We start from the raw sequence: 23,826 nt of genomic DNA, 5'->3' as shown, positions 1-23,826 counted from the left end.
TATCACGTGGTTCGGTCCTCTCCGGGCGTGATACCGAGCCGGCCCAGCAGGTGTGGGGCGATGACGCCGAGAGCTTCGGCGGTTGTCATCTCCTCGTGTGTCGCCGGGACCGCGTATTCGGCGATCTCGCCCGAAACGTACGGCCGCCAGTCGTCGGCACGGGGGCCTTGCTGCTGCGCACCGGGGGTGGGTACGTCGGCGCGGAAGAAGTCGACGACGCCGCGGTAGACGCCGGGATCGTGGCCGGCGATCAGTTCCGCGGAGCGGGCCGCGGTCCGGTACACCGTGCGGAGCCGGTCCACCGGGAGCCGCAGCAGCTCCGGGGGGATCAGTTCGTGCAGGCGGGCCAGTTCCGCGTCGCCGAGTTCGCCGACGCTGCGGTCGGTGTCCTCGGTGCGGATGCCCTGTTCCAGCAGCGCGGCGCGCAGGATCGTCTCGAATACACCCGGGTCGACGCCGGGATGGCTGTCCAGCATCGCCAGCATTTCGACGTGTTCACCGGCCGCCTGCAATGCGGTGGCGACGGCGTGGGCCAGGACGCCGCCGAGCGACCAGCCCAGGAGACGGTAGGGGCCGCTGGGCTGGATGCGCCGGATCTCGGCCAGGTAGCGGTCCGCGATCTCGGTCAGCGAGGCCGGGTCGTAGCCGGCATCGGAGTATGCCGGCGACTGGAGACCGTAGATCGGCTGATCCGCCGGCAACAGCCGGGCGAGCCCGGTGAAGCTCCAGGCCAGTCCGTCCCTGGCGTGGATGGCGAGAATCGGGGTCGCGGAACCGGTTTCCCGGATGGGCAGGACCACCTGCAGGGCCGCTTCGGCCAGCGCTTCGGCTTCGGCGGGTTCGGCGAGCCGGGCGGCGAGACCGCCGACGGTCGCATCGGTGAACAACCACTGCACGCTGATATCGATACCGGTCTCGCCGCCGAGCCGGGCCGCGACCTTGGTCGCGAGCAGCGAGTTACCGCCGAGTGCGAAGAACGAATCGTCGACACCGACTCGTTCCATGCCGAGGACCTCGGCGAAGACCGCCGCGACCGTATGCTCCAGCGGACTGCGGGGAGCGCGGAAATCTGCCTCGCCGGCGAATACCGGTTCGGGCAGGGCGCGGCGGTCCAGTTTGCCGGCCGGTGTCAGCGGGATCTCGTCGAGCACCATGATCGACGACGGCACCATATGCGACGGCAACCGCTGCCCGGCGTAGTCGCGCAATTCGGCCACGTCGATCGAATGACCCGGTACAGCCACCACATACGACACCAACGAGACCACGCCCGCGGCGTTCTCGTGGCCGAGTGTGACCGCGAAGTCGACCGGTTCGAACGAGGTGAGCGCGGCGTCGATCTCGCCGAGCTCGATACGGAAACCGCGGACCTTCACCTGGAAGTCGTTACGGCCCACGTACTCCACCGCAGGATCACCGGCAGCGTCGCGACGCCACCGCACCACGTCACCGGTGCGATACAGGCGGGATCCGGGCTCACCGTACGGGTCCGCGACGAAACGCTCGGCGGTCAAACCCGCCCGCGCGTGGTAGCCGCGCGCCAGCTGGATACCACCGACATACAACTCCCCGGCCACACCTTCGGGCACCGGATTCAACCGGTCGTCGAGCACCAGGGCACGCATACCCCGCACCGGACCACCGATGGTGACCGGATCCCCCGGAAGCAACCGGCCACTGATATTGGTCGCAATGGTCGCTTCGGTCGGACCGTAGGCATTGTGGAACCGGCGTTCCACCCCACCCTCGGTGCTGGACCACTTGGCCACCAGATCCGCCGAAACAGCCTCACCACCGGCAATGATGACCTGCATACCCGCGAGATCCGCGGGATCCAGCGAAGCCAGCACCGACGGCGTGATCAAACCGACCGTCACCCCCTCACGGGAGATCAGCTCACCCAGCTCCGCGCCACCGTAGGTACCGGTCGGCACCACAACCAGCGCACCCGCCGAACCCACGGCCAGCAGCAACTCCAGAATCGACGCATCGAACGACGGCGACGCGAACGCCAACGCCCGCGACGCCGGAGTCAACCGGTACCGCTCCACCTGCTCGGCACTGAAATTGGCCAGACCGGCGTGCGACACCACCACGCCCTTGGGCACACCCGTAGAACCGGAGGTGTAGATGACGTAGGCGGCGTTGGCCGGAGTCACCGGCCGCACTCGTTCCGCATCGGTGATCGGGGTGGCGGAGTACCCGTAGATCTCGAATTCGTCGAGTACCAGCCATTCCACCGTATCCGGCAGATCGGCCCGCGCCGAGGACACCGTGATACCCACGGGCGCACCGGAATCGGTGAGCATATGCGCGATCCGGTCCGCTGGATATGTCGGGTCGATCGGCAGGAAGGCCGCACCGGATTTGGTCACGGCCCATTCGGCGAGCACCGAATCCGCCGACCGCGGCACCGCCACGGCCACCACGTCCTCGGCGCCCAGGCCCAGCACCATCAGCGCCCGCGCCAGGCGGTTCGACTGCTCGTCGAACTCTCCATAGGTGTACCGGCGGCCGTCGAACACCACTGCCGGCGCCGACGGGTCGACGGCCACGGCGGCGGCCAGCAACTCCGGCAAGGTCTGTGCCGGTACCGCCGGACCACCCGACCGCGACCCCAGTTCCGTGCGTTCGGCGGAGCTGAGGAACTGCGCATCGCCCACCGGCTGTTCCGGTGCGTCGACCAGATGGTCGATCACCCGCAGCAGTCGCGCGGCGAGCGTTTCGACAGCGGCGGCGTCGAACCGGCTGGTCAGGTATTTCAGCATGATCCGGACGGTGCCGTCGGCCGTCACCACCAGGGTCAGTGGATAGTGGCTGTTGTCGCGCGTGCGCACACCGGCGATGGTCATACCGTCGATATCGCCGGTGGCGGCGACGGCAGCGGCATCGGTGGGAAAGGACTCGAACACGAACAGGCTGTCGAACTGCACCTGGGCACCGGCGGCCCGCTGGATATCGGTCAAGCCGAGGTAGTGATGTTCCAGCAGGGCGGCTTGTTCACGCTGCAGTCCGGTGAGCAGATCGTCGGTGGCCGCCCGGTGATCGACCTGTACCCGCACCGGCAGGGTGTTGATGAACAGGCCGACCATGGATTCGACGCCGGGAAGTTCGGCCGGGCGGCCGGACACCGTGGCGCCGAACACCACATCGTCTCGGCCGGTGATCCAGCCCAGCAGCACACCCCAGGCCGCCTGCAGCAGGGTGTTCATCGTGACCCCGAGCTCGGCGGTGCGCGCCGCGAGTTGCCGGGTGCGGTCCGGGTCGATCTCGGCGACGAAGGTGCCCATCTCGTAGGTTTCGCCGGCCACCGGCTCCGGAGCCAGCAGCGCGGGCTCAGTGAATCCGTCCAGCGCTTCGCGCCACGCCTGGGCGGACTCTTCGCGGTCGCGGCCGGCCAGCCAGGACAGGAAGTTCCGGTAGGAGATCACCCGGGGCAGCGCGGCGGTATCGCCGCGCACCGCATACAGCACCAGCAGTTCCCGCATGAGCAGCGGCATGGACCAGCCGTCGAGCAGGATGTGGTGGGTGGTGATCGCCAGCTGCCATTCGTCCTCGGCCAGCCGGACGAGATGGAACCGGATCAGCGGCGGGGCCGACATATCGAAGTGATCGGCCTGGTCCGCGGCCAGCAACCGATCCAGCGCTTCGGCACGTTCCGGTTCCGGTAGCTCACGCAGGTCGATATCGCGCCACGGCACCGGCACGGAGTCCAGCACGAGCTGCACCCATTGGCCGTCGGAATCGGCGACGAACGCGGTCCGCAGATTCGGGAACCGGCCGATCATCGCCTCGGCGGCGCGGCGCAGGCGCGCCGGGTCCACGATGCCGGCCAGGGCGACCGACGCCTGCATGGTGTAGACATCGTGCCCGTCCCGCACGAACTGGGCGTGGAACAGCAGCCCGGCCTGCAGCGGCGACAGCGGCCACACTTCCGACAGCGCCGGGTAGTTGCCCTCCCACCGTTCGATATCGCCTTGCGCCACCCGCACCAGCGACATATCGGACGGCGTGAAACCACCCGCGTCCGGCCCGCGGACATGGTCGGCGAGCGCGGTGAGCGCGGCCACCCACAGGTCGGCGAATTCCCGCGCCCGCGCCTCGGTGAGCAGTCCGCTCGGGTAGGCGAAGGACGCGCTCAATACCGGGCCGTCGGCGCCGGAATTGACGATGGCGTTGATATCGAGCACCGCGTTGGCGGGCATATCGCGATCAGCGTCCGCATCCACCGGGCCCAGATCGGCCGTCGGCAGCCAGCCGAGTTCGGCCATTTCGGCGGGGATCTCACCGGCGGAAACACGGCCCAGGTAGTTGAAGCTGATCTGTCCCGGCACCCGTTCGGGCAAAGCGTCACCGGTTTCGGGATTCAGGTAGCGCAGCAGGCCGTAGCCGAGTCCCTTCTCCGGCACCGCGAGCAGCTGTTCCTTCACCGATTTCACCAGCGCGCCCATGGCCGCGCCGCCCGCGAAAGCTTCGTCCGGATCGATACCCGGCAACTCCAGCCGCACCGGATGCACCGCCGTGAACCAGCCGACGGTGCGGGACAGATCGGCGCCCGGCACCACGGTCTCTTCGCGGCCGTGGCCTTCCAGTTTCACCAGTACCGCCGCCGACGGATCGTCGCCGCGCAGGCGTGCCACGGCCAGCGCGAGCGCCGCCAGCAGAGCATCGTTGGGGCCGCCGTGGTAGCGGGCGCCGGCGGTGGTCAGCACCGCCTCGGTGACCTCGGTGGGTAGCGATACCTCGAACCGTTCGACGGTCGCGTTGGTATCGATCGCCGGATCGAACGCCCGGGTGCCGAGCAGCGGGTCCGGGGTGGCGGCGGTCTTCTGCCAATACGGCAATTCGGCGCGGCGTGCCGGATCGCCGGCGGCCTCGGCCAGCCCGTGCGCCCAGCGGCGCAGCGAGGTACCGACCGGCGGCAGGGTCACCGCCTGCCCGGCCGCGAGCTGCGACCAGGCCAGTGCCAGGTCCGGTATGACCATCCGCCACGACACACCGTCGATCACGAAATGGTGCGCCACGAACAGCAGTACATCGCGTCGGTCACCGCGGAAGGCGAACCAGACGAACTGCGCCATCACGGCCCGGTCCGGATCCAGTCGGCCCAGCGCGGCATCGAATTCGGCGGAGGCGAGGCGGGCGAGTTCGGTTTCGCCGATCTCGTCGTCGACCTCGACCCGGTGCACCAGCTCGTCGACAGCGATCGCGCCGGGGGCCAGGACCTCGAACTCGGGCGCACCCGCCGCCGGCCGCACCAGCCGGGAACGCAGCGCATCGTGGTGATCGAATACCGCGGACAGAGTCGCGACCAGGGTCTCGCGATCGATATCGACCGGTAGGCGCAGCATCATCGGCTGAGTGAACCGCTGATACGGCGCACCGTCGTGCAGGATCTGGGACATGACCGGCAGCACCGGCATGGTGCCGACCCCACCGCCGGGCAGTTCCGCCAGCCGCTGTTCGGCCGCGGCACCGACCGTGGCGATCTCGGCGAGCCCGGCCACGGTCCGCCGCTCGAACACATCGCGCGGGCTGAACGCCACACCGCGGGCCTTGGCCCGGGAGACCAGCTGGATCGAGAGAATACTGTCGCCACCGAGGGCGAAGAACGAATCGTCGACACCGATCCGCTCGACACCGAGCACATCGGCGAACACCTCGGCGATCACGGTTTCGGCCTCGCCCACCGGGGCCCGGTAGGTCTGTGCCTCCAGCACCGGTTCCGGGAGTGCCTTACGGTCCAGTTTGCCCACGGGCGTGAGCGGTATCTCGTCGAGGACCACGATCGCCGACGGCACCATATGTGCGGGCAGTCCGGCGGAGACGAATTCGGTCACCGCACCGGTATCCACGCTGTGGCCGCGGACCGGGAGCACATACGACACCAGAATCGTCGCGCCCGCGGCGGTTTCCCGGCCGAGGGTCACCGCGTAGTCGATATCCGGGTGCGCGGCCAGGGCGGTATCGATCTCACCCAGTTCGACGCGGAAACCGCGGATCTTCACCTGGAAGTCGGACCGGCCGACGTAGTCCAGTTCCCAGCGCACCGTGGGCAGGGCCTCGTTACCGGCCCGCTCACCGGGCGCCGCGTACCACCGGACGACATCGCCGGTGCGATACATCCGCGTCCCCTCGAAACTGAACGGGTTGGCCACGAAACGGTCGGCGGTCAGGCCGGCCCGGTTGTGGTAGCCGCGGGCCAGCGCACCACCGGACAGATACAGCTCACCCGCCACACCCGGCGGTACCGGGTTCAGCCGCGAGTCCAGGACCAGGGCCGAGATCCCGTGCACCGGGTCACCGATGGTGACGTGTTCGCCCGGGAACAGCCGCGCGTACGAGGAGATGATCGTGGTCTCGGTAGGACCGTAGCCGTTGAAGTACCGGTGCCCCGGCTCCCATTTGGCCAGCAGTTCCGGTGTGGTCACATCACCGCCGACGGATACCACCTGCAGCGCATCCAGATTCGCCGGGTCCATGGTGCCGAGCACCGCCGGAGTGATGACCATATGGGTCACTTCCTCCGACCGCAGCAGTTCGGCCAGGTCGGGTCCGCCGATGATCTCACCGGGCACCACCACCAGGGTGGCGCCGACATAACCCGTGCACACCCATTCCAGGACCGACGGGTCGAAACTCGGTGAGCAGATGTGCAGGAACCGGTGCCGCGAATCGAGCCGGTACAGATCGGCGGCCACATCGGCGAGACCGCCGATACCCGCATGCGTCACCACGACGCCCTTCGGCAGGCCGGTGGAGCCGGAGGTGTAGATGACATAGGCCGGATGCCACATCATCAGCGGCGCGAGTCGCTCGGCATCGGTGACCCGGTGGTCCGGTTTCGCCGCGATCTCCGCCTGCACGGCCGGATCGTCGAACCGCAGCCAGGGCGTATCACCGGGCAGGCGGTCGACGAACTCACTGCTGGTCAAGCCCAGTACGGCACCGGAATCGGAGAGCATGTGCCGCATCCGGTCCGCCGGGTAGTTCGGATCCACCGGCAGGTGCGCGCCACCGGCCTTGGTCACCGCCCAGAACGCCAGCACGATCTCGTACGAGCGCGGGAATGCCAGGGCCACAATACTTTCCGGTCCGACACCGCGATCGATCAGCACACGGGCCAGGCGCGAGGATTCCGCGTCCAACTCCCGGTAGGTCACCGACCGGCCGCGGTACCGGACCGCCACACCGTCGGGATTCATCCGGACACCGTGGTGCAGGATCTCCGGCAGCAGCCCGGTCGCCATCACCTCGTCGCCATGGATATGGGTGAGCAGGCGGTATTCGGAATCGTCGATCACCGGCAGATCGCCGATCGGTGCGTCGGGCGTCCGGACGAGTGCGTCCAGCAGATGCACGAAGCGGCGGGCAAAAACTCCGACGGTCTCTTCGTCGAAGAGGTCGCGGGCGTAGGTGAATTCCGCCGCCATCCCCGCTTCGGTTTCCACAACACGCAGCGAAAGATCGAATTTCGCGGTGTCGGCATCGAATTCGACACCGGCGATCCGCAACCCGGGCAGTTCGAATCCGGCGGCCGGCAGATTGTCGAACGACAGCGCGACCTGGAACAGCGGGTGCCGGGCCGTAGACCGCTCGACCTCCACGAGTTCCACCAGGCGTTCGAACGGCACATCGGCGTGTGCGAACGCCTGGAGATCGGCATCCTTCGTCGCCGTGAGGAATTCGGAGAAACTCAGCTCACCCCGCACATGCGACCGCAGCACCAGGGTGTTGACGAACATGCCGACCACATCGTCGAGTTCGGCCTCACCGCGACCCGCGATCGGGGTGCCGACGGCCACATCGTCGGTGCCGGACAACCGGGCCAGCAACAACGCCAGCGCCGCGTGCACGACCATGAACACCGTGCTGTTGTGTTCGGCGGCCAGCCTGGTCACACCCTGATGCAGCCGGGAATCGATCCGGAAGGGCACGGTGCCACCGGCGAACGATTGCACGCTGGGCCGCGGGCGGTCACCGGGCAGATTCAGTTCGTCCGGCAAACCGGCCAGCGCCCGGCGCCAGTACCGCGCCTGCTCGCTGACCAGGCTCTCCGGATCGTCCTCCGAGCCGAGAACCTCGCGCTGCCAGATGCTGTAGTCCGCGTACTGGACCGGCAACGGCGCCCATTCGGGTACCGCACCGGCCGACCGGGCGGCGTAGGCGGTCATCACATCGCGGGTCAGCGGACCCATCGACCAGCCGTCGGAGCTGATGTGGTGCACCACGAAAACCAGCACGTATTCATCGGCGGCCGGATGGAACAGCGCCGCCCGCAACGGGATTTCGGTGGTCACCTCGAAACCGCCCGCAATCACCTCGGTGATCCGGGTACGCAGATCCTCGGCCGCCACCGGGACCGGCGTGAGGTCGGGTACGGCCTGGGCGACCGGCAGCACCAACTGGTAGGGCCGGCCGTCATGGGACGGGTAGACGGTGCGCAGGGTTTCGTGCCGCGAAACCACATCGGTGACGGCCGTACGCAACGCCGCCACGTCGAGGGTGCCGGTCAGGCGGACCGCGACGGGAATGTTGTAGGCCGCCGAGTCGGGGTCGAACTGGTTGAGGAACCACATGCGCTGCTGCGCCAGCGACAACGGCACCCGGTCGGGCCGCGGCTGCGGGGCGAGTACGGGCCGGTCGGCACGGTCGCCGGCAGTCTCTGCCGCGGCCGCCAACGCGGACACCGTGGAAGCCTCGAACAGCATCCGGACCGGAACCTGCGTATCCAGTGCCTGGCCGACCCGGGCGGCGACCTGGGTCGCGATCAGCGAGTTACCGCCGAGGGCGAAGAAATCGTCATCCGCACCGATACGGTCGACGCCGAGGACATCGGCGAACACACCCGCCACGATCTCCTCGATCGGAGTCGACGGCGCACGGAACTCACGCGTCTCGAACGTCGGCTCCGGCAATGCCTTACGGTCCAGCTTGCCGGAAGTGTTCAGCGGGAACTCTTCCAACTCGACGACGGCCGCTGGGACCATATAGGTCGGCAGGACCTCACGCACAGCGTCGAGCAGAGCGGTCTGCGCGATCTGCTGTCCCGGGGTGGGGACGAGGTAGGCAACGAGTTGCTCTCCGAGCTGCGAGGCCGCGACGACGACTGCGGCCTGGCTGATCTGCGGCTGGGCAAGGAACGCCGATTCGATCTCGCCCAGCTCGATCCGCTGACCACGGAACTTCACCTGGAAATCCGTACGACCCAGATACTCCAGCACCGGTTCACCATCGACGCGCTGCCACCGCACGAGATCACCCGTGCGATACATCCGCGCACCTGGACCGAACGGGCTCGCCACGAAACGATCGGAACTCAGATCCGGACGCGTCACATACCCGCGAGCCAACTGATCACCAGCAAGATACAACTCACCCGTGACACCCTCGGGCACCGGCCGCAACCGCGAATCCAGCACATACACGCGCGAATTCCATTGCGGCACACCGATCGGCACACTCGCGGTTTCCTGACCGGTGGCCTGCCAGTAAGTGATCGACACTGCAGCCTCGGTCGGACCGTAAAGGTTGTGCACCGCCGCATCCGAGACGGCGTGCATCGCAGTGACGGTTTCCGGCGGCAGGGCTTCACCGATCACGAACACATGCTCGAGACTCGGAATCGAACCCGCCGCTGTATGCGCGGCGAAGACCGTCAACATCGACGGCACGAAGTCCGTCACCGTCACCTGCTGCTCGGCAATCACCCGCGCCAAATACTCCGGATCACGATGACCATCCGGAGTAGCCACCACCAAGTGAGCACCCGCAGCCAACGGCAAGAAATAACCCCACAGCGACACATCGAACGTCGTCGCGGTCTTCTGCAGATAAACGTCACCCGTATCCATCGGGTATTCCGCCAGCATCCACGCGACCTGATTCGCGATCGCCGAATGCGGCACCGCCACACCCTTCGGGCGGCCCGTCGAACCGGAGGTGAAGATGACATACGCAGTGTTCGACGACCGCACTGGCGCAAGCCGGTCCACATCCGTCACCGGTGCGGCATCGAAACCACTGGTATCGAGAGTGTCCAACGCCAGCACCGGAACACCCGCAAGCGCACCCACATTGTCACCGGCGACAGCGCTGTCACCACTGACACCGGAGCTGCCCGCACCGGCTGCCGGGCCGGCGCCGACAGCTTGCGCGTCGGCTGTCGTGGACAGCAGGCACACCGGTGCCGCCGTCTCGAGGATGTAACCGATCCGCTCCGCCGGATGCGACGGATCCAACGGCACATACGCACCACCAGCAGCGACCACCGCATACATGCCCACGACCAAGTCCACCGACCGCGAGGCAAGCAGCCCGACCAGTGACTCCGGACCCACACCTTGCGCGATCAGGTACCGGGCCAAACGGTTCACGCGAGCGGAGAACTCGGCGTAGGTCAGTCCGGCACCCTCGAACGACACCGCCGGTCGATCCGGGTGCGCGGCAACCGCCCGCTCGAACCCGTCCAGCAGCAACCGCTCCGGCAGCGCATGCTCGGTCGCGTTCCACTCTGTCAGGACCCGGCCGCGCTCGGCGGGGGCGAGGATTTCGAGATCCCCCACCGGCACCGTGGCATCCGCGACGATCTCACCCAGCAACCGGATGAACCGGTCGACGAAACCTTGCACTGTGGCGCGGTCGAACAGGGCCGCCGCATAGGTGATGTAACCCGAAACACCTTGGGGTGCACCGGTTTCGTTATAGGCGTCGCCGAGGATGAGGTTCAGGTCGAACTGGGAGATCTCGGTATCGATATCGACGCCGGAGACCGTCAGCCCGGGAAGTTCCAGGCTGGTGCGGCCGAGGTTCTGGAAGGTGAATCCGACCTGGAACAGTGGATGCCGCGCCTGCGAACGCGCCGGATTCAGCACCTCCACCAGGCGTTCGAACGGCACGTCCGCGTTGGCGAATGCCGCGATATCGACCTGCCGCTGCCGTGCCAGCAGATCGGTGAAGGTTTCCTCGCGGTCGAAGCGGGTCCGGAACACCAAGGTGTTGACGAACATACCGATCAGATCGTCGAGCGCCTGGTCACCACGTCCTGCGACGGGTGTGCCGATGGTGATGTCGTCGACACCGGACAGTCGCGACAGCAGTACCGCGAACGCGGTATGCGCCACCATGAACAGGGTCGCGCCCTGCTGCTGCGCCAACTGCTGCAGACCGGTATGGATCTCGGCATCGATATGAACCGGCACGCGTCCACCGGTGAACGACTGCACCGCCGGACGCGGCCGGTCCATCGGCAGGTCCAGCTGCTCCGGGATCCCGGCCAGCGCCGACTCCCAGTACCCCAGCTGCTTCGCCGCCAACGAGTCCGGATCGTTCTCGTCGCCCAGTAGATCCCGTTGCCAGATACTGAAATCGGCGTACTGCACCGGCAGCGACTGCCAGCCCGGCGCCTCACCCGCGGACCGCGCCGCGTAGGCGGTCATCACATCGCGGGTCAGCGGTGCGATCGAGGAACCGTCGGTCGCGATATGGTGCACCACCAGCACCAGGACGAACTCGTCGGAAGTACCGGTCGCGCCGGCCACCTGTAGCAGCGCCACCCGCAACGGCACCTCGGCCGTCACATCGAAACCGGTCGCCGCCAATTCCGAAACGGCCGCAACGACCTCATCGGCGGCCACCGACCGCACCTCGAGCCCCGGGGCGGCCTGCCCCACCGGCAGCACCACCTGCACCGGGCCGGATCCGGTTTCCGGGTACACCGTCCGCAGCACCTCGTGCCGCGCTACGAGATCCGCGACCGCCGCCCGCAGAGCGGGCACATCGAGCTCGCCGGACAAGCGGATCGCCAGCGGAATGTTGTACGCGGCCGACGCCCCGTCGAAGCGGTTGAGGAACCACATCCGCTGCTGCGCCAGGGACAACGGGGCGGCTGCCACGATATCGCCCGACAGCAGTTCCCGGCTCGGACGCGGCTGCGGCACGAGCGCCGGGCGGCCACCGGATCCGGTCTGTTCCTGGATCCGGGCGGCCAAGGCCGTGACGGTGGACGTTTCGAACAGCAGACGGACCGCGACCGTGGTATCCAGCGCCGCGCCGAGACGTGCGGCCACCTGGGTCGCGATCAGCGAGTTACCGCCGAGGGCGAAGAAATCGTCATCCGCGCCCACGCGTTCCACATGCAGTACATCGGCGAAGACGCCGGCGACGATCTCCTCGATCGGAGTCGACGGGGCACGGAATTCCCGGGTCTCGAACGCCGGTTCCGGCAGCGCCTTGCGATCCAGCTTGCCGGAGGTATTGAGCGGGAACGCGTCGAGTGCGACGACAGCCGCGGGAACCATGTAGGCCGGCAGGACCTCGCGTACCGCCTCCAGCAGGGCAGCCGATTCGACCTGCTGCCCGGGTGCGGGGACGACATACGCCGCCAGCTGCTCACCGAGCTGGGAGGCGGCGACGGTCACCACCACCTGGCTGACCTGGGGCTGTGCGAGGAACGCAGATTCGATCTCGCCGAGTTCGATGCGCTGACCGCGGAACTTCACCTGGAAATCGGTGCGGCCCAAGTACTCCAGGGCGGGCTGACCGTCGATCCGCTGCCACCGCACCAGGTCGCCCGTGCGGTACATCCGCCGGCCGATGTCGAACGGGCTCGCCACGAACCGATCCGAACTCAGGTCCGGGCGGGTCACGTATCCACGGGCGAGCTGGTCACCGGCCAGATACAGCTCGCCGGTGACCCCCTCGGGCACCGGCCGCAACCGCGAATCCAGCACGTACACCCGCGAGTTCCACTCCGGCACACCGATCGGCACACTGCCGGTCTCGTCGCCGGTGGCCTGCCAGTAGGTGATCGAGACCGCGGCCTCGGTCGGGCCGTAGAGGTTGTGCACGGTGGCGTCGGAGACGGCGTGCATCGCGGTGACGGTTTCCGGCGGCAACGCCTCCCCGACCGCGAAAAGATGCCGCAGGCTCGGGATCGACCCCGGCGCGGTATGCGCGGCGAACACCGCCAGCATCGACGGCACGAAATCGGTGATCGTGACCTGTTGCTCGGCGATGACCTGCGCCAGATACTCGGGGTCGCGGTGCCCGTCCGGGGTCGCCACCACCAGATGCGCGCCCGCGGCCAACGGGAGGAAGTACCCCCACAGCGAGACATCGAAAGTGGTCGCGGTCTTCTGCAGATACACGTCCGCGGAACCCATCGGGTACTGCGACAGCATCCAGGCGACCTGGTTGGCGATCGCCGAATGCGGTACCGCCACACCCTTCGGGCGGCCCGTCGAACCCGAGGTGAAGAGCACATACGCGGTGTTCGACGGACGCATCGGCGCATGCCGGTCCGCATCGGTGACCGGTGCGGCGGCGAAACCGCTGGTATCGAGAGTGTCCAAGGCGAGCACCGGTACACCGGCGATCTCGTCCGTACCGGCGCCGCCGGCCGTGCCCGCGTCGCCGCGGACGGCTCGCGCATCGGCAGTGGTCGACAGCAAGCAGACCGGTTGCGCGGTATCGAGGATGTAGCCGATCCGTTCGGCCGGGTGCGCGGGATCCAGCGGCACGTAGGCGCCGCCGGCGGCCACCACGGCGTACATACCGACCACCAGGTCCAGCGACCGCGATACCAGCAACCCGACCAGCGATTCCGCACCGACGCCCTGCGCAATGAGCAACCGCGCCAAGCGGTTCACCCGGCCGGAGAACTCGCTGTAGGTCAGGCTCGTCCCCTCGTATGTCACCGCGACCCGATCCGGGAAAGCGGCGGCCGCGCGCTCGAAGCCTTCCATCAGCAGCCGCGGGGTGAAGGGGTATCCGGTGGCGTTCCATTGCTCGAGCACCCGCGCGCGTTCGGCCGTGGCGAGGATCTCGAGGTCACCGACCGGCACGGCCGGGTTCGCGACGATACCGCGCAGCAGCCGGGTCAGCCGGTCGGCGAATCCCTCGACCGTGACGTGATCGAACAGTGCGGTGGCGTAGTTCAGGTAGCCGTCCAGCCCCAGGGGTTCGCCGGTTTCGTCATAGGAATCGCCGACGATGAGATTCAGGTCGAACTGCGACATCTCGGTATCGAAGTCCACGGCCGATACCGTCAGGCCCGGCAGGGCCAGACCGGCCGGCCCCATGTTCTGGAAGGTGAGCCCCACCTGGAACAGCGGATGCCGCGCGGTCGAGCGAACCGGGTTCAGCACCTCCACCAGACGCTCGAACGGCACATCCGCATGCGCGTAGGCGGCGATATCGATCTCGCGCTGCCGTGCCAGCAGTTCGGTGAACGCTTCGCCGCGATCGAGCTGGGTACGGAACACCAGCGTGTTCACGAACATACCGATCAGATCGTCCAGGGCTTGTTCACCGCGACCCGCGATCGGCGTACCGATGGTGATGTCGTCGGCGCCGGACAGCCGCGAGAGCAGCACCGCGAGCGCCGAATGCACCACCATGAACAAGGTGGCGCCCTGCTCCTGCGCCACCCGCAGCAGACCGGCATGGAGCTCGGAATCCAGGCGTATCTCCACCCGGCCACCGGCGAACGACTGCGCTGCCGGCCGCGGCCGGTCCATCGGCAGATCGAGCTGATCCGGGATCCCGGCCAGCGCCGACTCCCAGTATCCGAGCTGCTTCGCCGCCAGCGATTCCGGGTCGGATTCGTCGCCGAGCAGCGTCCGCTGCCAGATGCTGTAGTCGGCGTACTGCACCGGCAACGGCGCCCAGCCGGGCGCCTCCCCGGCGGCGCGCGCCGCGTAGGCGATCATCAGGTCCCGGGTCAGCGGCCCCACCGAGGAACCGTCACTGGCGATATGGTGCACCACCATCGCCAGGACGAATTCTCCGTGCACGGCGCCCGTCTCGACGCCGGCCGGATCGGCCGGTCCGTCCACCCGGAACAGCGCCACCCGCAGCGGCACCTCGGCCGTCACATCGAAACCGGTCGAGGCCAGCTCCGATACCGCGGCGATGACCTCGGCGGCCGGCACCGACCGCACCTGCAGGCCCGGCCCGGCGTCACCGGCCGGCAGCACCACCTGCACCGGGCCGGATTCGGTCTCGGGGTACACCGTGCGCAGCACCTCGTGCCGGCGGACCAGATCACCGACAGCCGCCCGAAGGGCGGCCACATCCAGCTCACCGGTCAACCGGATCGCCATCGGCAGGTTGTACGCCACCGACTGCTGATCGAAGCGGTTGAGGAACCACATCCGCTGCTGCGCCGACGACAACGGCGCCGACGCCACGACCTCACCCGACGGCAACGTCGTGCTCGACCGCTGCTGCGGGACCAATGCGGTGCGTCCGCCGGCCCCGGCCTGTTCCTCGATTCGGGCAGCCAGCGAGGTCACCGTCGAGGCCTCGAACAGCAGCCGGACCGGGACCTGCGCGTCCAGTGCCTGCCCTACCCGGGCGGCGACCTGGGTCGCGATCAGCGAGTTACCGCCGAGGGCGAAGAAGTCGTCATCCGCGCCGACCCTGCGCACGCCGAGGACGTCGGCGAACACACCCGCCACGATCTCCTCGATCGGAGTCGACGGCGCACGGAACTCACGCGTCTCGAACGTCGGCTCCGGCAACGCCTTACGATCCAGCTTGCCGGAAGTATTCAACGGGAACGCATCGAGCACGACCACCGCAGCCGGAACCATATAGGTCGGCAACACCTCACGCACAGCATCGAGCAGGATCGTCTGCACGATCTCCTGCCCCGGCCCCGGCACAACATACGCAACCAGCTGCTCCCCCAACTGAGAAGCGGAAACCGTCACCGCGGCCTGGCTGACCTGTGGCTGCGCCAAGAACGCCGACTCGATCTCACCCAGCTCGATCCGCTGACCACGGAACTTCACCTGGAAATCCGTACGACCCAGATACTCCAGCACCGGTTCACCGTCGACGCGCTGCCAGCGCACCAGGTCGCCGGTGCGATACATCCGCGCACCCAAGTCGAATGGACTCGCCACGAAACGGTCGGAGCTCAGATCCGGACGGGTCACGTATCCGCGCGCGAGCTGATCGCCGGCCAGATACAACTCACCCGTCACGCCCTCGGGCACCGGACGCAACCGCGAATCCAACACATACACACGGCTGTTCCACTGCGGCACACCGATAGGCACGCTCACGGTTTCCTGACCGGTGGCCTGCCAGTAAGTGATCGACACCGCGGCCTCGGTCGGACCATAAAGGTTATGCACCGCCGCATCCGAGACAGCGTGCATCGCGGTCACGGTTTCCGGCGGCAACGCCTCACCGATCACGAACACATGCTCGAGACTCGGAATCGCCCCAGCGGCCGTATGCGCCGCGAACACCGTCAACATCGACGGCACGAAGTCCGTCACCGTCACCTGCTGCTCAGCAATCACCCGCGCCAAATACTCCGGATCACGATGACCATCCGGAGTAGCCACCACCAAGTGAGCACCCGCAGCCAACGGCAAGAAATAACCCCACAGCGACACATCGAACGTCGTCGCGGTCTTCTGCAGATAAACGTCACCCGTATCCATCGGGTATTCCGCCAGCATCCACGCGACCTGGTTCGCGATCGCCGAATGCGGCACCGCCACACCCTTCGGCCGCCCCGTCGAACCCGACGTGAATATCACATACGCAGTGTTCGACGACCGCACCGGCGCAAGCCGATCCACATCCGTCACCGATGCGGCACCGAAACCACTGGTATCGAGAGTGTCCAACGCCAGCACCGGAACACCCGCCAGCACACCCACACTGTCACCGGCAACTGAACCGCCACGGCCCGCGCCATCGGTACCCCAGTCTGCCGGCTCGACGCCGACAGCCTGTGCATCGGCAGTGGTGGACAACAGACACACCGGGTTCGCGGTATCGAGGATGTAACCGATCCGCTCCGCCGGATGCGACGGATCCAACGGCACATACGCACCACCAGCAGCAACCACCGCATACATGCCCACGACCAAGTCCACCGACCGCGAGGCAAGCAGCCCGACCAGTGACTCCGGACCCACACCCTGCTCGACCAGATACCGCGCCAGACGATTCACCCGAGCGGAGAACTCGCCGTAGGACAGACTCGTCCCCTCGAACGACACCGCCATCCGATCCGGATTCGCGGCAACCGCCCGCTCGAACCCGTCCAGCAGCAACCGCTCCGGAAGCGCATGCTCGGTCGCATTCCACTCCGCCAGCACCCGGCCGCGCTCGACCGGCGCCAGGATCTCCAGATCCCCCACCGGCGCCGACGCATTCGCGACGATCTCCCCCAGCAGCCGGGTGAACCGCTCCACGAACTCCTGCGCTGTCGCCCGGTCGAACAGATCCGTGGCGTAAGTCAGGTAACCGTCCATACCCGCCGGGGTTCCGGCGGTGTCGTAGCTGTCGCCGACCATCAGATTCAGGTCGAACTGGGAGATCTCGATATCGATATCGACCCCGGCGACCGTCAGACCGGGCAGTTCGAGGGCGGACCGCGCCATGTTCTGGAAGGTCAGCCCGACCTGGAACAGCGGATGCCGTGCCTGCGAGCGGACGGGGTTGAGCACCTCGACCAGGCGTTCGAACGGCACATCGGCGTGCGCGAAGGCGGCGATATCGATTTCGCGCTGCCGCGCGAGCAGATCGGTGAATGCTTCGCCGCGGTCGAGCCGTGTCCGGAACACCAGGGTGTTCACGAACATACCGATCAGATCGTCCAGAACCTGTTCGCCGCGACCGGCCACCGGGGTGCCGACGGTGATGTCGTCGGTGCCCGACAGCCGCGACAGCAGCACCGCCAGCGCGGAATGCACCACCATGAACAAGGTGGCATTCTGCTGCTGGCCGATGGCCAGCAGCCCGGCGTGTGTGTCGGCGTCGATCCGCACCTCGACCCGACCGCCCACATAGGACTGCACGGCGGGTCGCGGGCGGTCGGCCGGCAGGTCGAGTTGCTCCGGGATCCCGGCCAGCTCCGACTCCCAGTACCCGAGTTGCTTCGCCGCCAGCGATCCCGGATCGGATTCGTCGCCCAGCAGGTTGCGCTGCCAGATACTGAAATCGGCGTACTGCACCGGTAGCGGTGCCCATCCGGGGGTCTCGCCCGCCGTGCGGGCCACATACGCGGCCATCAGGTCGCGGGTCAGCGGGCCGACCGATGAACCGTCGGCGGCGATATGGTGCACCACCATTGCGAGCACGAATTCGGCCGCTTCCGTGGCATCGGCGTCCGAGTTCACCTCGAAAAGCGTTACCCGCAGCGGTACCTCGGTGGTCACATCGAAACCAGAGGATGCCAGTTCGGAGACGGCGGCCACGATTTCGCCGGCCGCCACGGTCCGCACCTCGAGCTGCGGTACCGCCCGGCCCACCGGCAGGACGACCTGCACCGGACCGGATTCGGTCTCCGGATACACCGTGCGCAGCACCTCGTGGCGCGCCACCAGATCCGCGACCGCCACCCGCAGGGCGTCTACGTCGAGTTCACCGGACAACCGGATCGCGAGCGGAATGTTGTAGGCCACCGACTGCTGATCGAAACGGTTGAGGAACCACATCCGCTGCTGCGCCAGCGACAACGGAGCAGCTTCCTGGACCTCGCCCGACTCGGTGACCCGGGCCGGACGTTGTTGCGGCACCAAGGCCGCCCGGCCACCCGAACCCGCGTGCTGCTCGACACGGACAGCCAAACCGGCCACCGTGGAGGCCTCGAACAATGCCCGCACCGGAACAGTCGTATCCAGCGCCTTGCTCAACCGCGCCGCAACCTGCGTCGCGACCAGCGAATTACCACCGAGAGCGAAGAAATCGTCATCGGCACCGACGCGATCGGCACCCAGAACCTCGGCGAAGACATTCGCCACGATCTCCTCGATCGGAGTCGACGGCGCCCGGAACTCCCGCGCCTCGAACTCCGGCTCCGGCAACGCCTTACGGTCCAGCTTGCCGTTCACATTCAACGGCAGCGCGTCGAGCTCCACGAATGCCGACGGCACCATATACGACGGCAACCGCTGCGCCAGCTCCGTTTGGATACGGACGAAGTCAAGGGCCGTCCCGGATCCGTCCTGTGCGCGCGCCGAGTCGACACCGTCCTCACCCACGGCATCCGGACCGGCGACGCCTGGTGCACCCGCGGCGGGGACGAGATAGCCGACGAGCCGATCACCGGTCCGCGGATCCGACTTCGCGACAACGGCCGCATGCGCGATTTCCGGCAATGCCAGCAACGCGGCTTCGATCTCACCCAGCTCGATCCGGAAACCACGAATCTTGACCTGGAAATCGGTACGACCCCGATACTCCAAACCACCGTCACGATTCCAGGCGACCAGGTCACCCGTGCGATACATCCGCTCACCCGGAGTGAACGGATCGGCCACGAACCGCTCCGCACTCAGATCCGGGCGGCCGAAATACCCGCTCGCCAGCTGGATACCGCTCAAATACAACTCGCCCGATACCCGGTCCGGGACCGGCTGCAATCGGCCGTCCAGCACGTATACGCGGGAATTCCACTGCGGCGCACCGATCGGCACGGAAATATCATCGGCCTCGGTCACCCGGTGCGTGGTGATCGATACCGCGGCCTCGGTCGGACCGTACAGGTTGAAGAGCCCGACGTCCGGGTAGTCGGCGAGCATCCGCTGGGCGGTCGGGGCCGGCAGCGCTTCGCCGATGGCCAGCACCCGCCGCAACGACGCAGACATATCCACGTCGGCGGTCAGCAGCGCATCCAGCATCGACGGCACCACCGCCAATGTCGTCACGTTCTCACGAGCCATCAGGCTGTTGAGGTAGGACGGGTCCTGATGACCGTCCGGCGAGGCGATCACCATCCGGCCGCCACACACGGCAGCGGCCCAGAACTCCCACACCGACACATCGAACGTCGACGCGGTCTTGAGCAGGATCGAGTCCGATGCGTCCAGGCCGAATTCGGCAGTGATGTACCGCAACTGGTTCACGATCGCCGCATGCGGTACCGGCACGCCCTTGGGCCGGCCGGTGGAGCCGGAGGTGAAGATCACATAGGCCGTATTCGACGCGCGCAACGGCGCCACCCGGTGCACATCGGTGACCGGAGCGTCCGAATGACCGGAGAGATCGAGGGTTCCCAGATCCACCACCGGCGCACCCACGACACCTGCACCCAAACCGCTCTCGGCATTCGTCAGCACGCATACCGGTGCCGCGGTCTCGAGGATGTAGTTCGTGCGTTCGGTCGCCTGGTCCGGATCGATCGGCACGTAGGTGCCACCGGCCACCGTCACCGCATACATCGCGGCGACCAGATCCACCGAGCGGCGCAGGCCCAGCACCACCCGATCCTGCGGGCCCACGCCTTGCGCGATCAGATACCGCGCCAGCCGGTTGACCCACGCGCCCAGTTCGGCATACGACATCCGCGAACCATCGGTGGCTACCAACGCCACCGCGTCCGGAGTCGCCGCGACCGTAGTGTTCAGGAGCGAGACCAGGGTGTCGGACGGAACCAGTTCCCGGGCAGTCGTATTGCGCTGCACCAGGGCGGCACGCTCGGCGGGGGCCAGCAGGTCCAGCTCGCCGACCGCGGTCCGCGGCGCCGCGACGATCGCATCCAGCAACCGCACGAACCGGTCCACGAATCCCTGCGCGGTCGCATGGTCGAACAGCGCCGTCGCGTAGGTCAGGACACCGCCCAGCCCCACCGGCGCACCCGACTCGTCGTACCGGTCGCCGATGATCAGATGCAGGTCGAACTGGGACAGTTCGGAGTCGAACTCCACCCCCGAAACCGCCAGCCCGGGCAGCTCCAGACTGGTCTGCGCCAGGTTCTGGAACGACAGGCCCACCTGGAACAGCGGATGCCGCGCCTGCGAACGGACCGGGTTCAGCACCTCCACCAGGCGCTCGAACGGGACGTCGGCGTGGGCCAGCGCGGCGACATCGATCTCGCGCTGGCGCGCGAGCAGATCGGTGAAGGCCTCCCCCTGGTCCAGCTGTGTCCGGAACACCACGGTGTTCACGAACATGCCGATCAGATCCTCGAGCGCTTCCTCGCCGCGGCCCGCCAGCGGCGTGCCGACGGCGATATCGTCGGTGCCGGACAGCCGCGACAGCAGTACGGCGAACGCGGAATGGATCACCATGAAGGCGGTAGCGTTGGCACCGCGCGCGATATCCAGCAGTGCCGCATGGGTCTCGGCGCCGACCTGCACCTCGATCCGGCCGCCCGCGAACGACTGCACCGCCGGGCGCGGCCGGTCCGCCGGCAGTTCCAGCTGATCCGGCAGCCCGGCCAGCGATTCCCGCCAGTATTCGATCTGCTTGTGCGCCAGGGATTCCGGATCGTTCTCGTCACCGAGGAGTTCCCGCTGCCAGATACTGAAATCGGCGTACTGCACGGCCAGCGGCTGCCAGCCCGGCGCCTCGCCCGCGGCACGGGCGGCATAAGCGGTCATCAGATCCCGGGTCAGCGGCCCGGTCGAGGCGCCGTCGCCGGAGATATGGTGCACCACCACCGCGAGTACGTATTCGTCTGTCGCACCGTCGATTTCGAACAGCACACCCCGCAACGGCACCTCGGCGGTGACATCGAACGGCAGCGACAGGAGTTCGATCAGCGCGGGCTCGACGGCATCCGGCGCCACGACCCGGGATTCCACATCGACGACCTGCCCGCCGGGTGGGAGCACCACCTGCACCGGACCGGATTCGGTCTCCGGGTAGTAGGTCCGCAACACCTCGTGCCGATCGACCAGATCGCCGATCGCCGCGCGCAGGGCCGCCACATTCAGCTCACCCGACAGCCGTACCGCGATCGGAATGCTGTAGGCCGCGGATTGCTCGTCGAACCGGTTCAGGAACCACATCCGCTGCTGTGCCATCGACAGCGGCACCCGCTCCGGACGCGGCCCGGCGGTGAGCGCCCGGCGCTCGCTCCCCTCCCCGCTCAGTTCGGCGAGCCGTTCGGCAAAGCGGGCCACGGTCGAGGCTTCGAAGATGATCCGGGCCGGGATACGCGCATCCACCACGGCACTCAGCCGGGCCACCACCTGGGTCGCGATCAGCGAATTACCGCCCAGGTCGAAGAAGTTGTCATCGGCACCGACCGGGTCGGCGGGATGCAGCAGTTCGGTGAACACGGCGGCGACCTGCTTCTCCAGCCAGGTCTCCGGTTCGCGGTACTCGGTGGTGCCCAGATGCGGTTCGGGCAGTGCCCGGCGATCCAGCTTCCCGATGGGAGTCAGCGGGATCTTGTCCAGCACGGTGATACTCGCCGGAACCATGTACGCGGGCAGACGGCTCTCGGCCAGGGCGATCAACTCGCCGGTATCGACCACGGCCCCGTCGGCCGGATGCACATACGCGACCAATACCGTGGCGCCGCTCGGCGGCTCGTGCCCGATGGTGACGGCGAAGTTCACCGATTCGTGCCCGGCCAGCACCGCATCGATTTCGCCCAGTTCGATGCGGAAACCGCGGATCTTCACCTGGAAATCGTTGCGGCCCAGATAATCCATCGCGCCGTCTGCCCGCCAGCGCACCAGGTCGCCGGTGCGGTAGAGCCGGGTACCGCCCTCGTCGAACGGGTTGGCGACGAAACGCTCGGCGGTGAGACCCGGGCGGTTGTGATAGCCGCGCGCCAGCTGGATACCGGCGACATACAGTTCGCCCGTGACCCCGGTGGGCAGCGGTCGTAGCTGGTCGTCGAGTACGTATTCGGTGGCATTGCGGACGGGCGCGCCGATATCGACCGGTTCACCCGGTTTCAGAGGTTCGCTGATATTGACCAGGATGGTGGTCTCGGTAGGTCCGTACCCGTTGAAGAATTTGCGCGGCCGGCCGTCCACCAGCGTCCCGGCCCACCGCCGGACCAGTTCCGGCGGGCACGCCTCGCCGCCGACGATCACCACGCGCACATCGTCCAGGCCGGCCGGATCGATCGACGACAGCGCGGACGGGGTGAGCATGAGATGCGTCACCGGTTCGCGCCGCACCAGCGCGGCCAGTTCGTCGCCGCCGTACACGGTGGGCGCGACCACCACCAGGGTGGCCGCGGCGCCGAGGGCGATCAACATTTCGTTGACCGAGATATCGAAGGACGGCGAGGCGAAGTGGGTCAACCCGGCGGTGGAGTCCACCAGGAACCGTTCACACTCTTCGGCACAGAACCCGGCCAGTCCCGCCTGGGTGACCACGACGCCCTTCGGGAGACCGGTCGACCCGGAGGTGTAGATGACATAGGCCGGATGCTCGGCGCGCAGCTGGCGCAAACGTTCGTCGAAGGACACCGGTTCGGCCGGGTACTGCGCGAGCGCGGCGGCGGTATCCGGGCCGTCGACCGCCAGCCACTCCACCTGCTGCGGTAGCCCGGCCACCGATTCCGCCACCGACAGCCCGAACACGACGCCGGAATCGGTCACCATATGGGTGATGCGGTCCGTGGGGTGGTTGACGTCCACCGGCACGTAACCGGCGCCGGTCTTCGCCACCGCCCACACCGCGACCACCGAATCGATCGAACGCGGGATACCGATCGCGACCAGATCCTCGGGGCCTACCCCGCGCGCGATGAGCAGCCGGGCCAGCCGGTTGGAGCGTTCGTCCAGCTCCGCGTAGGTGAGCTGACCGAGAGTGGTGGTGGCATCGGCATAGCGGACGGCGATCCCGGTGGGGTTGGTTTCCACGGCCGTGGCCATGAGCTGGGGCAGGCTGGTGAAACGGGGGCGCCGGGCGCGGGTGGGCCTAGTGCGTGCCGTTCGGGTCATCCTCGCATCACTTCCTGGAGATGGCTGCTCTGGTCACCGACAACAGAACCCATCTACCTACCTCACCTGCCGTTTCCATGCTGCACGCCGTGCGCCCAGAGGCCGCGGATCCGCCGCCCGACGCGGCGGCGGTACCGCCATGAGGGCATGACCGACCGCCGCG

The 23,826-nt window shown here is 67.6% G+C and carries 1 pseudogene; it reads right to left on the bottom strand.

The window, feature by feature from the left end:
- Positions 1 to 2: 2 nt before the first annotated feature.
- A pseudogene (locus ACFWPH_RS16075) lies at positions 3 to 23,663 on the bottom strand (non-ribosomal peptide synthase/polyketide synthase); the annotation flags it as partial.
- Between the last annotated feature and the right edge of the window lie 163 nt (positions 23,664 to 23,826).

This window comes from Nocardia sp. NPDC058499 (assembly GCF_042719915.1).
In the GTDB taxonomy this organism is placed as follows: Bacteria; Actinomycetota; Actinomycetes; order Mycobacteriales; family Mycobacteriaceae; genus Nocardia.
The sequence above is the reverse complement of the archived record's forward strand: the minus strand, read 5'-3'. Positions and strand labels throughout refer to the sequence as shown.